Raw genomic sequence first — 15,686 nt, 5'->3', positions numbered from 1 at the left:
CCTCCGAGGCGCATCAATTTCACCAAACGATAACCGCAACACAACAAGGGATAAATTGATTTAAACGTTAACTATTCACTTTAATGCCAATGATGAGAGCTGAAACGAATAGTTAGGCGACCTTTTCCACTAAAAGACAGCAGAAATCGCGCCACTAAATTCGCCGGTAGCATTTTGTAGTACCTATGAGCGTTTACCCAAAAAAGAAACAACCCGTTAATAACAACCGCAAGCGGTATCCCGACACTATGTTTTCTCCGCCAACGATCTACCCTAACGCAAGGGACGCCTGTTGCCGGTGATTGCGCATCTGTGAGCCGGTACTGGGTCACGCCCAACTGGTTAGCGCCCCGCTCGCTGTTTTGCGTTCTCATTGATGGCTTGTCACGTTGATGCGTGTCACAGGCAGGTGTTCTGAAAGGAGTCAACATGTGGGATGTTGTTGATCTATCGCGGTTACAGTTTGCTCTGACCGCGCTCTATCACTTTATATTTGTACCCTTAACCCTCGGGTTGTCGTTTTTGCTGGTGATCATGGAAAGTTTGTATGTGGTCACCGGCAAAACCGTCTACCGCGATATGACCCAGTTCTGGGGTAAGCTGTTCGGGATTAACTTTGCGCTTGGTGTCGCCACCGGCCTGACCATGGAGTTCCAATTCGGGACCAACTGGTCATATTACTCGCACTATGTGGGGGATATTTTCGGCGCGCCGCTGGCGATGGAAGCCCTGATGGCCTTCTTCCTCGAATCCACCTTTGTCGGTATGTTTTTCTTTGGTTGGGAGCGGCTGAATAAATACCAGCACCTGCTCGCCACCTGGTTGGTGGCCTTCGGCTCCAATATCTCGGCGCTGTGGATCTTAAACGCTAACGGCTGGATGCAGTACCCCACCGGTGCCAGCTTTAACTACCAGACCATGCGCATGGAGATGGTCAGTTTTAGCGATCTGGTGTTTAACCCAGTCAGTCAGGTCAAATTTGTGCATACCGTCACCGCCGGTTATGTGGCTGGCGCGATGTTCGTGATGGCCATCAGCGCCTATTACCTGCTGCGCGGTCGTGATCGCGGCTTTGCCTTGCGCTCGTTTTCGGTCGCGGCCTGCTTTGGCATGCTGTCGATCCTCGGCGCAATTCAACTGGGTGACAGCTCCGCGTATGAAGTGGCCAAAGTGCAGCCGGTAAAACTGGCGGCAATGGAAGGCGAATGGCAAACCTCACCGGCTCCCGCACCGTTTCACTTAGTCGCTTGGCCGAACCAAGACGCGCAGAAAAATGATTTTGCCATCAAGATCCCGGCCTTATTAGGGATTTTAGCCACCCATTCGTTGGATAAACCGGTACCGGGATTAGTGCCGCTGATGAACGAAACCCTCCCGCGCTTAGAGCGTGGCCGCGAAGCCTATTTACTGCTTCAGCAAATCAATCAAGGCCAAGGCAACGCACAAACCCAAGCCGCGTTCGACAAAGTGAAAGCCGATTTGGGTTATGGCTGGTTGTTGAAACAGTATGCACCAGATATGACCAACGTCAGCAGCGAACAATACCAAGCGGCCATGAAAGGCAGCATCCCCGAAGTGGCTCCGGTGTTCTGGAGTTTCCGCATCATGATTGGCTGCGGCATGTTGATTGCGTTGGTGATGCTGGCGGCGATTATCCAAACCGTGCGCGGCAAAGTGGCCGACTCCCCACGGCTACTGCGCGTGTGTCTGTACAGCTTGCCGCTGCCGTGGTTTAGCATCGAAGCCGGTTGGTTCATGACCGAATTTGGCCGTCAACCGTGGGCGATTCAAGATGTGTTACCCACCGCCGCCGCTAACTCAGCGTTAACCGCCGGCCAGTTATGGTTCTCTATCTTGTTGATTTGCGGTCTGTACACCCTGTTCCTCATCGCCGAAGTCTACCTGATGATCAAATACGCCCGCTTGGGCCCCAGCAGTTTGCACACCGGTCGCTATGCGCTGGAGCAAGCCAGCCGCCCACAGGCCTAAGGAGAGATGACTATGTTTGATTACGAGACTCTGCGCCTGATCTGGTGGTTGATCATCGGCGTGATCTTAATTGGTTTTGCCGTCAGCGATGGCTTTGATATGGGGGTCGGTACGCTGCTGCCGTTTATTGCCGCTAACGATACCGAAAAGCGCATTTTACTCAACAGCGTCGGCCCACACTGGGAAGGTAATCAGGTGTGGCTGATCTTAGCTGGAGGGGCGCTGTTTGCCGCATGGCCTTTGGTGTACGCCGCAGCGTTCTCCGGTTTTTATGCTGCCATGATCATCTTGCTCAGCGCCCTGTTTTTCCGGCCACTGGCCTTTGATTATCGCGGCAAGATTGCCGATGCCCGCTGGCGTAACCTGTGGGATTGGGGTCTGTTTATCGGCAGCGCAGTACCAGCCGTACTGTTCGGTGTGGTGTTCGGTAACCTGCTGCAAGGGGTGCCGTTTACCTTAGATAACAATCTGCATATCAGCTACCAAGGCACCTTTTGGGCGCTGCTCAATCCGTTTGCCCTGCTGTGTGGCCTGCTTAGCCTGTGCATGATCTTGCTGCAAGGCAGTTGCTATTTGCAGCTCAAAACTGGCGGTGTGCTGCACCTGCGTGCGCGCATGATCACCCGTAGCAGTGGCTGGCTACTACTGTGCTGCTTCTTGCTAGCCGGCTACTGGTTGATGGAAGGGATCCCAGGCTATCTGCTGTTGCATGCAGACCCCAATGGCCCGTCTAACCCGCTGCTGAAAAGCGTCGCGGTAATGCCGGGGGCGTGGGCCAATAACTTTATCACGCATCCGTGGATGCTGGTCTTCCCGCTGCTGGCGGTCGTGATGTCGCTGCTGACCTTGCTCACCAGTGCGCGCCGCTGGTCTGGCTGGGCCTTTTTGACCGCCTCGCTGACTCAGGCTGGGGTGATCCTCACGGCGGGATTTACCCTGTTCCCGTTTGTGATGCCATCGAGCCTCAATCCGGTCGCCAGTCTTACCTTGTGGGATGGCACATCCAGCCATGAAACATTGGAGATCATGCTGATTATCGTGGCGATTTTCTTGCCGATCGTGCTGCTGTACACCGGATGGTGCTACTACAAGATGTTCGGCCGCTTACATGCCGACTTCATCGAGCAACATGATCATCAACTGTATTAAACGCGTGGGAGCGCTGGCATTAACCGCAGCGTTCCACACCATCTGAAGAGGTAGCCAAATATGTGGTATCTGGCATGGTTTTTGGCCATTTTACTGGCCTGTGCCTGCGCAATCATCCTCGGTGTCTGGTTGGAAAATACCCACCTACCGCCTGAACCGCCACAGGCGCAATAAATCGCCACGGACATCCGCCCACTAAAAAGCCCCACCTCTCGGCGGGGCTTTTTATGCATCACGTTATGCACCACGCAGCAGCGCTAGCCTAAGCAGACACAATTGCGCCCGTTTTGCTTGGCCTGATACAAAGCGACATCAGCGCGGCAAATGGTATCGGCCATATTCTCACCCACGCCCAACTCCACCACCCCAAACGAGGCAGTCACCGCAATATTGAGCGGCCAAATCGTCTGCTCAAACTCACTGCGCAGCTGCTCAGCCACATATTGCGCGCGGTACAAGGTCATATCAGGGCACAGCAACATAAACTCTTCACCGCCCCAACGCACCAAACGGCAATTGGCAGGGATCAAACTGCGACAACGATGCGCCAGATGCTGCAACACTTCATCCCCGACCAAATGGCCATAGGTGTCATTGATACGCTTGAAGTGGTCGATATCCAGCAAAATCATCGCGCCTTCCGTTTCGGCCTTGGTCGGCCGCCACATATCCAGCATCAAGGCGCGCGCGCCGTAGCGGTTCAATGCCCCAGTCAGCGGATCGTATTTGGCCTGATACTCCACCTCTTCATTACGCAGTTTCAGCATCAGATTCAGCTCTGACAACTGCTGCTGGCGCTGGCGAGCACTACGCAGCTGAGCGCGCATCTGTACGTGCATCAGCGACAAATAGGTCAGCATGCTCACTACCCACACCGCGATGATCAGCAGGTAATAATGCTCAGGTGAAATCCACTTACCGTGAAATTCCACATAATCAATCTGCAAACGGTGCTCACCGGCCGGCATCACCTCGCTAGAGGCAAATTCCAGCTGAAAGACCCGATCAAATTGCGGCAAGGCGTGTTGTACTGGCACTTTAAAATCGTTGATCCACCAGCTGGCCACCTGAAATGCGCGCATCGGTACATCCACCATATTGCCGGTATCGGCTGGACGCACAATCAGCTCGTTAACCTTATGCGATAATGGCTCATCGCAGCGCGAATAGGCCGGATCGTAATTACGCAGGTACAAACGCCAGAACTGCGGCTCTTCACCGGATGAGCGCAACGCAATGCGGATCCGCTCAAACTTAGACAAATCCAGCCCCAACTCCGGCTCCGCCACCAGCAGTGACGCCTCACAATACGGCCAACGATAATCGGTAGTTAACTGACAATTCAGATTAATCCGGCCATTTTTGTCTACCGTCACCACGGCTTCAGAAGTGCCACCGCGCACCCGATCATCTATCGGTTCAACACTGTCGGCACTCAAACCATCAATTCGGATCACCCGATGGGCAAACACCGGGTATAACACCACCGCCGCAACTGTTAGCAGCAACAGGGCAGTAAAAAACTTGGCCGCGGCATTCTGCCACACCATTAACCAGCGCTCTCTCATTACTCTTGGTATGTTCTTTTTATAAATTAGATCTACAACAGTGAAGTTTAGCATTGCTTAAAAAGGATTAAATGGAACAAACACGCAGTTATATGTCTGATTATTGGTTTTATCTGCCGAGAAAAGCCTACAAACAAGACAGGTATATGGCAACTGATGCACTGCATCAGAATCACCATGCCGCACCAAAACCTAAAATCCAGCCACGAGATAGAGATGCCAGATAGCGGTAGGAAGAAAAACGAACTGGCAGGGAGCCCAAGAGAAAAGAACAATAAGACCGAGGAAGGATAGGAGCCAAAACTCCAATACAAACAACTAATACAAAAAAACAATGCAAAAAACCCAGCCATAAGGCTGGGTTTTTCAAGAATGCTGGTCGGTGAGAGAGGATTCGAACCTCCGACCCACTGGTCCCAAACCAGTTGCGCTACCGGACTGCGCTACTCACCGAATGCCGCGCATATTAATCACCTGCCCGCCGGTCGTCAATCACTTTCTCGCACTTTTTCCGCTAGCCAGCGCGTGTTCGCTGCATTATTGTTCTTTTTGTGTGATTTACCGGCACCACCCGCCATTTTGGACGCGCACCGGCCATCAACCAGACCGGTACGCTCACGTAAGGAGCTGTCACATGAAACTGTTTTACACCCCGGGGGCCTGCTCGCTCTCTCCACATATCGTGCTTAACGAGTTAGGTTTGGCCCACACCCTAGAAAAAGTGGACCTGAAAACCAAGCAAACCGAACACGGCAGCGATTTTCGCCTCATCAACCCCAAAGGACAGGTGCCGACCCTACAGCTGGATGACGGCAGCATCTTGACCGAAGGGGTGGCGATTGTGCAGTACTTAGCCGATCAATGCCCAGAGGCCGGATTGCAGCCCGCGCCCGGCACCCGTGCTCACTACCATCTACTGGAAGTGCTGAACTTTATCGCCACCGAGCTGCATAAAGGCTGGGGCGGCCTATTTAACCCCGCCATGCCGGCAGATTATCGCCAGCAGGTCTTACAGCGGATCGCCGGTCAGCTTGAGGGCCTCAATCAGCAACTGACTGACGCCCCGTACGCGTGTGGCGATGCCTTTAGCATTGCCGACGCCTACCTGTTCACCATTTTGGGCTGGGCCAAGTGGCTGCATATCGAGCTCACGCCCTACCCGCAAGTACAAGCGTACTTAAGCCGTATTCAGGCGCGCCCTGCAGTACAAGCCACCTTACAGGCGGAAGGCTTGTTGTAACGCCGAAAATCGGTGTAGTGCTTACGCCCAACGCCCTGAACGACAGGCAAAAAAAGACCCACCGCAGTGAACGGCTCACTACGGTGGGTTTCCCGATCGCCTGTCTAGCAGCGATAAAATTACCCATTACCCAACAACTTTTGCCGCGATCTCTTTTTTTACTTACCGCGTCATTACTTACTTTTCCACTTCCACCGAAGCCTTCGCATCGTACAGCGCCGAACGTTACCGGCGCCCGAACTGATGCAAACTCACGCGAACTTACAGCAGCCCTTCGATTTGCTGATGCAGCTCTGGCGCCCACACGCCGCACTGTACCTGACCAATGTGCGGACGTTGCAGCAGCAGCATGGTCAGACGTGATTGCCCAATCCCGCCACCAATGGTCTGTGGCATGTGACCAGCCAGCAGACTCTGGTGCCACGCTTGTTGCAAGCGATCCTCATCCCCGGTCAGCGCCACCTGACGACGCAGAGCATCAGCATCGACACGAATACCCATCGATGACAGCTCCAGCACATCATCCAGCACCGGGTTCCACACCAGAATGTCACCGTTCAAACCGGCCAAGCCATCCACACCCGCCGAGCTCCAATCATCGTAATCTGGGGCGCGGCAATCATGGGCCTGACCGTCAGACAAGGTGCCGCCAATGCCCATCAGGAACACGGCACCCAGCTCTTTAGCAATCGCACGCTCACGCTCTTTGGCGCTCAAAGTTGGGTAGCGCTGCAGCAATTGCTCGCTGTGCATGAAATGAATGTCCGCAGGCAGGAACGGCGTCAGACCATACTCGGCGCACACCGCTTTTTCGGTCAGGCAGATGGCCTGATAAATCTTGCGAACCGTCTGCTGCAGATAGGCTGGAGTGCGCTCACCGTCGGCCATCACGCGCTCCCAATCCCACTGATCCACATACACCGAGTGGATAGCCGACAGACGATCTTCGTCCGGACGCAGCGCTTTCATGTGGGTATACAGCCCTTCACCAACGGCAAAACCGTAACGGCCCAGCGTGTGACGCTTCCACTTGGCCAGCGAGTGCACCACTTCAAACTGCGCCTGTGGCAAAGTTTTAACCTTCACCTGCACCGCTTGCTCGCTACCGGACAGGTTATCCTGAATACCGTCGCCCACCTGACTTAAAATCGGGCCCTGCACTTCCACCAGACCTAACTGATGGGCCAACTGGCGGGAGAAGAAATCTTTCACAAAACTGATTTGCTGCTGACGTTGGATAAATGACTTGTTCATCGTGCAAGGCCCCGTACATTCTTGTTTAATCTTATCGACGGTAACCCGTCATCTCTGTAGATGATTCTTCAATAAAACGCACAGCAAATTCAATAATCATCAATAAAAATAGTCTTGCTATACAGATATCAACAAAATATGCTGCTGTATATTAATGATTAACCAATATCAGGGATAAAAAATGCACGAGAATTATCGGATCGATAATCTGGATAAATCGATTTTGAGCGCGCTGATGGAAAATGCGCGTACTCCTTACGCCGAATTGGGCAAACGCTTTGCCGTCAGCGCCGGGACGATCCACGTGCGCGTCGAGAAGATGAAACAAGCCGGCATTATCGAAGGCACCCGCGTGCAGGTCAGCGCCAAGCGCCTCGGTTATGACGTGTGCTGCTTTATCGGCATCAATTTGAAGAGCGCCAAAGATTACCCCTCCGCGCTGGATAAACTGCGCGAGCTGGAAGAAGTGGTGGAGGCCTACTACACCACCGGTAATTACAGCATCTTCATCAAAGTGATGACCCGCTCGATTGATGAGTTGCAGCATGTGCTGGTGAACAAAATTCAGAATATCGATGAGATCCAGTCCACCGAAACCCTGATTTCCCTGCAAAACCCGATCTTGCGTGACGTTCGCCCGTAAGCGGCAAAGACACGGTCAGAACAAATGGCTGACCGTGACCTGATTTTTTCCATTGCGCTTGGACTCATACAAGCAGTCATCGGCCAGTTTAAAGGCGGTCTCAAACGCCTGCGCCCGCGCGATACACACCCCGATCGACACCGTAACCGGCAAGCCAGTCAGCGCCGACTCATCGGCAATGGTGCGCCGGATCAATTCGGCACGATGGCGTACCGTATCTTCGCGATCGGTCATCAGCAGCAGTAAAAACTCCTCGCCGCCCCAACGCGCGACAATATCGTCATCGCGGGTCAGGTTTTGCAGCACCTGCGCAATGGTCTGCAATACCTGATCGCCAATTGCATGCCCATGTCGATCATTGATCTGCTTGAAGTTGTCCACATCCAGCACCAACACGCTAAAACCACTGGGCAAGCGGCGCAGGTGATCGTTAACGTAATAACGATTATGCAGCCCCGTCAGCTCATCGCGATAAATCTTGTTTTTCACCCGTAGCACCCACGCCAGCAGCAGCACCAACGCACTGGCCGCTAATACAGCAATCAGCAATTCACTGGCCGATAATAACGACAGCTTGCTGTAAGCAATATTGATACGCTGCTGCGAGCATGGGATCAAAAAACTGTCTGGTGTATGGGCATCATTGAGAAAAAATTGGGTGTCGTGCTGCTGGTTAAAGCTGGCCACAATATGGCGGAAAATCATCGCCCGAATATCGGCAATCGCCACCGCCTGTAATTTACCCTCGGTATACAGTGGCATCAGCATACTGACCAATTGCAGCCCCGAGTAATTCTCCCGATAAGGCGCAGTGATATACACCCGACAGCCGCGAAAATCATCAGCATCATAGGACCGCTGCTGCCACAACGGATCAATTCGCGTCACCTGTTGCAAGGCTTGATCGGCTTGGCGGGAAAACAGCATATCGTGATACGGACGATAAGGCGTGACAATGACATAACCGCGCCCTTGCTGAATTAATCCTAACGTTGCCAGATGGTTATGGGTGATGAAATCAAGGTTTTGCTTAATTTGCTGCAAATTAGCAAAGATATCCGGTGCCCGTAACGTTTGCAGATCAGCATTCGGTAACGGGATAAATTTGATATACGCAAACTGCTTATTGCGCATGAGTAGCTCATTGGCCGGTAAGAACGGCACATTGTTATAAGCCACATAGAGGTTACGCAATTGGGCGTAACTGTCGAGAAACACCGCGTTGATTTCATTGAGCAGTAACGTTTTGTACTGCAGATAGCGACTCTGGGCATGCAAAAAAAAGAATAGCGTGACCAGCAGGCTGATCAGTACAAAACTGTAGCTCAACCAGAGCAGGCGTTTTTTATCGTTCATCCTAATATCACACGGTTAGTGTTGGCACGACGGTGAGCGGCAAGCGCCACACCACCGTGAGCGGTCATCATGCACCCGCTGTTTTCGCGGCCATGCATTATCAGCCGAGCTGATGACAGCCTATCGTGTTTTAGTATGACATAAATCCACCGCCCCTTCTGCCCTTGCTCACCCAAACCGCTTTTCATTGGTCCGACAAAAGTACAGCGCAAAATTTTTTTAGTGTTAATACGATCACACTCTTGCAAGGCTGTAACGTTTCAGCTAGGATGTTTTTAAGCCGAAACGAGAGGCGAATCACACAAAGGAGCATCATCATGACACTGTCTATTATCCGTCAACGCGCTATCCGTACTCAGAAGCAACAAGCCACTATTGCTCTAGTATCTCGTGCATTTAGCAAAGCGCGTGCTTACTGGCACATCCGTAATGCTCAAGCGCTGTAATCTCAGCGTCTGGTCGACATTACACAGCAACACAGCAACACAGCAACACAGCAACACAGCAACACAGCAACACAGCAACACAGCAACACAGCAACACAGCAACACAGCAAAAAATAGCATCAGATGTTATGCCCGATCAGGGCAAGCAAGACGTCATCACAAGCAGGCATCCGCCTGTAAGTAACCGGTTTGCACTATCACGCCAGAAGTATTGCGCGCCGCAACCGGATTTGACCATCACCGGACAGAAGCCGGTACAGGGATTGGTTTCTCTGAGGTTACATAGGACGTAACAGTAACCTCCTTTTCTTTTTCTGCGTTATTTTTCTTGGCTTCCTGCTTTCCTGCCGCATGCCAATACCCGCACGATACTTACACTCAACGTACATGCGCGACATCCGTATCACCACGCATCCTTGCGTGGCAAGTTTATTGGCTCACCTATTCCGTCAACAGCTGATACAACAACTCGCTATCGAGCTTATCGACTTGTGACTGGCCACTGAGCACCTTGTCTGCCAACTCGCGTTTTTCGGCGTGCAGCGCAACAATTTTCTCTTCGATCGTATCTTCTGCGACCAAGCGATACACCGTGACTGGCTGGGTTTGCCCCATACGGTGCGCCCGATCGCTGGCCTGATCTTCGACCGCCGGATTCCACCACGGATCCAGATGGATCACCGTATCCGCCTCGGTCAGGTTCAAACCGGTACCGCCAGCTTTCAAGCTGATCAGGAATAACGGGTGCTTCCCTTGTTTGAAATCGGCCACCGCTTGCTGACGAGCGGTGGATGAACTGCGCCCATCCAGATAACTGTACCCCAAGCCACGCGCCTCTAATTCATGGCGCAGTAACGTCAACAACCCAACGAACTGGCTGAAAATCAGGACCCGATGCTGGCCGGCCAGCGCTTCCGCCACCAGCAACAGGGTTTCCTCCAGCTTACTGGCACTGCCTTGATAATCAGGGAATGACAGTTGCGGATGGCAGCAAATTTGTCGCAAACGCGTCAGCCCAGAAAGCAAGGTCATCCCCGCGCCACGCTCAGGCTCTGCCGCCAGCTCCAGTAAGGTCTGATTACGCGCCTGTTCATACAGCGCCCGCTCTTGCTCACTTAAGCTTACGCTGTGGGTGATTTCGGTTTTCTCCGGCAGTTCAGTCAGCACCTGACGCTTAGTGCGGCGTAAAATAAACGGCGAGACCAGCGCGCGCAGACGTTGCAAGCTATCGCTGTCACGCACGGCCGAGGCATATTGGCGCATAAACTGCGCTTTGCTGCCGAGTAGCCCTGGGTTAATAAAGGCGAACAGGCTCCACAGCTCGGTTAAGTCGTTTTCCACCGGCGTGCCACTGAGGGCAATCCGCGCCTGCGCGCGCAAACGGAACAGCGAGCGTGCACGCTGGGTGTTGGCGTTTTTAATCTGCTGGGCTTCATCCAGAATCACGGTGGCCCAATCACGCGCACTGAGCCAACTGGCACAACGCGCCAGCAAGCCATAACTGATGATAATCACTTCCCCAGCGCCCGCGTTGGCAATAAGCTGCTGGCGATCTTCGCTTTGCTCCACATCATGCAACACCAACTCAGGGGCGAAGCGCTGCACTTCGCAGGCCCAGTTGTGCAAGACCGATTTCGGCACCACCACCAGCGCTGGACCTTGTTGCCGCCGTAAACGCAGCAACGTTAGCGCCTGCACGGTTTTACCAAGGCCCATGTCATCGGCCAGACAAGCGCCAAACCCATGTTCGCTCAGGTGCGCCAACCAGCGTACCCCTTCGCATTGATAGGCGCGCAGCGGCGCTAATAAGTCTGGTGCAATCGCCACCGGCTGCTGCCAGCGTTCGGTCAACGCCTGCCAGTGCGGATCGCCCGGCACCGCTTGTTGCTGCAGTAACTGCTGCAACGGGAAGGCCAGTTGCTGGGTAAAGCTTTGATCTGCCGCCACCAAATGGCGCAAAGTTGCCAGCTGCTGCTGCAAACGAGCAGTCAGCAACAAAATTTGCCCGTCATCCAAGGTGATATAGGCTTGCGGCTCATGACGCAGTAGCTGATCCAGTGAGGCCAGTTTCAGCTCTTCCAGTTGCAGCTCACCGTCGAGGGCAAACCACTGCTCACGGTCATTGACCCGTAACTTAAGATCGTCGGTATCGACCCGATAGGCACGTGGACTTTCCTTGTGCCACAGCAAACGCGCACTGTGCCGCTCTGGGCATGACTGCAAGGTGTGCAGCATGGCAATCGCTTCGGCTCCTTGCCAGCGCCAACGCGTTGGCTGCTCACCACTGCCACCATGGTTATGCTGACCGGTCGCGAACAACTGCTGCCAAACCTGCGCTTGCGCCAGTTCGGCCGCCAGATCACGACGTAGCCAATGCAGATGATCTTGCGGATCCATGATCCACGCTTCACCTTGCCCAGGCGGGAGCGGATGCGGCCACTCTTGCTCTGGCTGGGTGGTCAGCTGGATTTCCAGCGTATCGCCGCTCCAGTTCAGCCACAGATACGGGGTCGGCAACCACTCGGAGACCTGCACATTGCCCTGTAATTGCGGATGCTCGCTGTACCACGGTTGCTGCGGCCAGCGGGTTATCAATGTCTGCAAGGATGCCACCGCGCTCGGCGGTAAATCACTCGGGGTGCGCTGCAATGAGCGCAACAACGGCACTAAAGGCGCCGGCAACTGATAAAACTGCCAGACCGTGGCCGCCACTTGGCGCAATGTCCCGGCTTCCACCGCCAAACGCGGATTGAGCAGGCAACGCACGCCGTCGCCTTCTTGCGCGGGTAACAAACGCACCAAAGGCTGCAGCGGCAACAAAATCAGGCGCTCGCCCTCCGGCAATAAGACCCGAGGATGCCGGCTCAGCGCTTGCAGCAGCGGCTCATCCACCAGCACATCACGATAAAAATAGTGCTCTTGCGGGTTAGTCGCGCGATAGACGCGCAGGTCGTCTTCGTCCAGCAAACGCTCGGCTTCTAAACGCAGATTGTAAATGCTGACCTGCCGCCCTTTGGTCCAGCCCTTCTTGCCACGTTTTTGAATGCGCGCAGTCAGCTGCTTGGTTTTCGGCGCTAAGATCCACACCACCCGCTCATCGGCGCTGCTGTTGGTAGCCATCTCGTCCGCTAATGTCGGTTCAGACAACTCCGGCACCGGCGCCGCCGGACGACGTAAACCGTCTGGGAACAGTGAATTGAAGAGTGAATAGGTCGCCGGCTCACCGGCCAGTGCCCGTAATAAAGCTTGAGTTAACGCAATCAGCGGGGCACGCGGCGGATAACGCATGATATGGGCAAACGCGCTGCGCTGGCGCCGCTGTTCATCAGGGCCTGCGCCTTGCTGCACGGCGCGCAGCGCAAACAAGAGCAGATCGCCCCAGCGTGGTGGCTCCTCTCCCTGCAGCTCCAGCAGACGGTCGGCACTGTCGACATCGGCGGCCAACAGGCGCGCGCAGTAGTGTGCCGCCGGCCAATTTTCTACCGCTCGCAGCTGTTGCTGGATCTGGGTCAACGCGGCAGTACCGCGCTCTGGTGGCAGCAATAGCGCCGCCAGTAGACGGGAAAAGACCGCATCCACCGGCAACTCTTGCTCAGATGGCAACTGACGCTGGGCTGGCGCACTGCGAGCAATGCGATGCAGCCAATGGTTGGCCGGTAACGTTCCGGCTGAACATAAAAACGCACAGCCGGTCCAGCCTTGATACAAAGCCGTTAACCCCTGCGTATCCAGCACAGCTTGCGCCTGCTGCCAAAAATTCGGCTCACACTGGGTGCGGATCTGGCGCAACAAGGCATAACGCGCAAACGGTGCGATCCACTTAAGCGGAAGATAGCCAATCCCAGCCCACAACCACTCGGCATCCGCCAGCATATCGAGCCAATAGCCGCTATCGGCATCACATAACGGCAATGCCGCCGCTGGGGTAAGTGCGGCCTGCAATAGTGCCTGCCACGCTTGCATCAAGGGATCGTTACTGCTGGGTAAACTCGCGAGAGTCAGCTCACCGCGTTGCAATAAACGCAGCAGCGCCCAACCCCCGTTCGGGCTTAACAGATAGTGGCGCTCTGACTCGCTGCCTTCGCACTCCAACAGCTCGGCTTGCTGCAAGGCGGTCAGCACGTCGTCCAGTAACGATGAAGGCAGCCAGGGAAAATGCGACTCCACCCGTTGGGCCAACGCCGCGACCGGTAAACTGAAACTGGCCGACAGCTGACACAGCACTTCAATATGCAAAGGGTGAAGTAATAAAGACATCCGACATCCTGAGGTTACGCCAAAAACACTCATCAGGATGCCTCAGATAGCCGGTTCGGTTCAAGTGTTGCTATTGGTGCTGTGTCAAAAACCATAATAAAAGAAAGGGAATGACGACCCATTAGGCGGTATCACCTGTACTCAACTTGCCTCACATCCATGATGTGGGCCATCAACTCGAGGCACAGACCTCTTGCAGTTCAGGATCGCTACGCAGCAAGGTGCGTACTACCTCAGGCAGAGACAAACGCCAATCCAATGTCAGTGAGGCAGCGTCCTCTGCCGGTAATTGAGCACACAGCGCCGCCCGCGAGCGCTCGCTACACAATATGCTACTGGACGGCCTCGGCGCAGCTTGAGCAAACGCAGCTGATGCAATGGGCTCAATTCGAGGTAAACGCGCAGCCGGCCAGCCACATGCCAGCGCACAACGAAAAATTGCTTCGGCAAATTCAAACCAACTGACCGCGGGCGAGCCGGCCAGATGATAAATCCCCCCCGGCAAAGACGGCGCTGTCAGTGCGGGCAGAAAGCGGGCTAACTGCAATGCGCTGGTCGGACAGCCTCGTTGATCATTAACGATGCGCAGAACCGGCTGACGTAGCGCCAGATGCAGCATCGTGCGCACAAAATTACGGCCACATGGGCTGAATAACCACGCGGTGCGAATAACCCTAGCCTGCGGCAGGATCTCTAGCACCTGCAGCTCACCCTGCCATTTACTGTAACCGTAATAATTGATGGGCTGCGGGGTGTCGGTTTCGTTAAATACCTCGACCACGTCATTTGCCAGCGCGCGGCTTGCTGCGTTTTGGCCAGCAAACACATAGTCGGTCGAAAAATGCAGTAAAGTCGCGCCAACGTCACCTGCGGCACGCGCCAACTGTGCCGGTCCCACCACATTGGCCTGCCACGCGGCATGCGGCGCACTTTCGGCCGCATCCACCTGCGTAAAAGCGGCAGTATTGATGATCAGATCCGGTCGCCACTGCCGGACACACTGCTGTACTTGCTCAGGATGGGTAATATCCAACGTTTGCCGATCGCAGGCCAACAGCTCCCATTCAGCAGGAGCGACAGCGCAAAGTACCTGCCCAAGCTGGCCATTTTTTCCGGTCAGCAACACCCGCATGCGCGTAACGCCTCCAGCGTCAGACCCTGTTGGTCTTTTTCCGATAAGATTGGCGTTTCAACGGGCCACGGGATCTGTAGCGCCGGATCATCCCAGCGCAAACAGCGCTCATCGCCAGCATGATAATAACCCGTGCATTTGTATTCCACTTCCGCGCCCTGCGGCGAAAGTACGGCAAAGCCATGCGCAAAGCCTGGCGGGATCCAAAGCTGCGCCTGATCATCGGCCGACAGCACCATGCTCTCCCACTGGCCAAAGGTTGCCGAATCAGCGCGCAGATCCACCGCCACATCAAACACTGCGCCACTGACTACTCGGATCAATTTTCCCTGCGGATAGTGCTGTTGAAAATGCAGACCACGGATCACACCGGCCGCCGAATAGGAACGATTATCCTGCACAAATTCGTCAGTGATCCCCAGTAACGTCTGATAACGGCGCTTTTCGAACACTTCCAGAAAATAACCGCGCTCATCGCGATAGACCTGCGGATAGATATGAAATAGACCGGATAATCGGCCGGGCTTAACTTGCATGCGGTACTCCAAGCATACGAATAACAGTGCATTGGCATCTAACGCTTACCAGTATAAAAGAAAAAGCCATGCAATCGCTCACTGCATGGCTTGTCTTGGATAGCTCGTTTTTGGAA

At 54.4% G+C, this 15,686-nt stretch carries 12 protein-coding genes and 1 tRNA gene; 6 read left to right on the top strand and 7 right to left on the bottom strand.

Features of this window, described 5'->3' with window-relative positions; genetic code table 11:
* The first annotated feature begins 429 nt into the window (after nt 1–429).
* The 3 genes from NCTC9997_RS00650 to cydX are packed head-to-tail and all read left to right on the top strand — an operon-like array spanning nt 430 to nt 3,312.
* Nucleotides 430–1,989, top strand: coding sequence for a cytochrome ubiquinol oxidase subunit I (locus NCTC9997_RS00650; protein ID WP_064977078.1), 1,560 nt, complete (start codon nt 430–432; stop codon nt 1,987–1,989).
* 12 nt (nt 1,990–2,001) lie between these two features.
* Nucleotides 2,002–3,138 carry a cytochrome d ubiquinol oxidase subunit II gene (cydB, locus tag NCTC9997_RS00645; protein ID WP_064977077.1) on the top strand — a complete coding sequence of 379 codons (1,137 nt, stop codon included), beginning with the start codon at nt 2,002–2,004 and terminating at the stop codon, nt 3,136–3,138.
* Nucleotides 3,139–3,198: 60 nt separating this feature from the next.
* Nucleotides 3,199–3,312, top strand: a complete 114-nt coding sequence (cydX, locus tag NCTC9997_RS00640) for a cytochrome bd-I oxidase subunit CydX (protein WP_010862866.1) — start codon at nt 3,199–3,201, stop codon at nt 3,310–3,312.
* 83 nt (nt 3,313–3,395) lie between these two features.
* Here the strand turns inward: cydX and NCTC9997_RS00635 are convergent, their stop codons facing one another.
* Nucleotides 3,396–4,688 (bottom strand): GGDEF domain-containing protein, encoded by a 1,293-nt coding sequence (locus NCTC9997_RS00635; RefSeq protein ID WP_159033746.1) that lies wholly within the window; start codon nt 4,686–4,688, stop codon nt 3,396–3,398.
* A gap of 394 nt (nt 4,689–5,082) precedes the next feature.
* Nucleotides 5,083–5,159: transfer RNA gene (locus NCTC9997_RS00630), tRNA-Pro, on the bottom strand.
* Between the two features lie 181 nt (nt 5,160–5,340).
* Here NCTC9997_RS00630 and gstA point away from each other — a divergent pair.
* Nucleotides 5,341–5,946, top strand: coding sequence for a glutathione transferase GstA (gene gstA / locus NCTC9997_RS00625; protein WP_064977076.1), 606 nt, complete (start codon nt 5,341–5,343; stop codon nt 5,944–5,946).
* A 261-nt stretch (nt 5,947–6,207) separates the two neighbouring features.
* Here the strand turns inward: gstA and asnA are convergent, their stop codons facing one another.
* Complete coding sequence (gene asnA, locus NCTC9997_RS00620) at nt 6,208–7,200, bottom strand: aspartate--ammonia ligase (RefSeq protein ID WP_064977075.1); 993 nt, start codon at nt 7,198–7,200, stop codon at nt 6,208–6,210.
* Between the two features lie 181 nt (nt 7,201–7,381).
* On the opposite strand from asnA, the gene asnC reads away from it, so the two are divergent.
* Nucleotides 7,382–7,843, top strand: coding sequence for a transcriptional regulator AsnC (asnC, locus tag NCTC9997_RS00615; RefSeq protein WP_010862870.1), 462 nt, complete (start codon nt 7,382–7,384; stop codon nt 7,841–7,843).
* Between the two features lie 15 nt (nt 7,844–7,858).
* Here asnC and NCTC9997_RS00610 read toward each other — a convergent pair whose 3' ends face one another.
* Entirely contained in the window at nt 7,859–9,199 is a 1,341-nt protein-coding gene (locus NCTC9997_RS00610) for a GGDEF domain-containing protein (RefSeq protein WP_064977074.1), read from the bottom strand.
* Between the two features lie 317 nt (nt 9,200–9,516).
* Between NCTC9997_RS00610 and NCTC9997_RS15375 the strand changes: the two genes are divergently transcribed.
* Nucleotides 9,517–9,645 carry a hypothetical protein gene (locus NCTC9997_RS15375; RefSeq protein WP_255359295.1) on the top strand — a complete coding sequence of 43 codons (129 nt, stop codon included), beginning with the start codon at nt 9,517–9,519 and terminating at the stop codon, nt 9,643–9,645.
* A 441-nt stretch (nt 9,646–10,086) separates the two neighbouring features.
* Here the strand turns inward: NCTC9997_RS15375 and NCTC9997_RS00605 are convergent, their stop codons facing one another.
* The 3 genes from NCTC9997_RS00605 to rfbC all read right to left on the bottom strand — a co-directional run bounded on the left by NCTC9997_RS00605 (nt 10,087) and on the right by rfbC (nt 15,570).
* Nucleotides 10,087–13,902, bottom strand: a complete 3,816-nt coding sequence (locus NCTC9997_RS00605) for a DEAD/DEAH box helicase (protein ID WP_064977073.1) — start codon at nt 13,900–13,902, stop codon at nt 10,087–10,089.
* A 172-nt stretch (nt 13,903–14,074) separates the two neighbouring features.
* Nucleotides 14,075–15,034: a dTDP-4-dehydrorhamnose reductase gene (rfbD, locus tag NCTC9997_RS00600; RefSeq protein ID WP_064977072.1), complete on the bottom strand. Its 960-nt coding sequence runs from the start codon at nt 15,032–15,034 to the stop codon at nt 14,075–14,077.
* Nucleotides 15,019–15,570 (bottom strand): dTDP-4-dehydrorhamnose 3,5-epimerase, encoded by a 552-nt coding sequence (gene rfbC / locus NCTC9997_RS00595; RefSeq protein ID WP_064977071.1) that lies wholly within the window; start codon nt 15,568–15,570, stop codon nt 15,019–15,021. Before rfbC ends, rfbD begins: the two co-directional genes overlap by 16 nt.
* Nucleotides 15,571–15,686: the final 116 nt, after the last annotated feature.

Origin of the sequence: Plesiomonas shigelloides (assembly GCF_900087055.1) — a bacterium.
Classification (GTDB): Bacteria; Pseudomonadota; Gammaproteobacteria; order Enterobacterales; family CAMTGL01; genus Plesiomonas; species Plesiomonas shigelloides.
The sequence above is the reverse complement of the archived record's forward strand: the minus strand, read 5'-3'. Positions and strand labels throughout refer to the sequence as shown.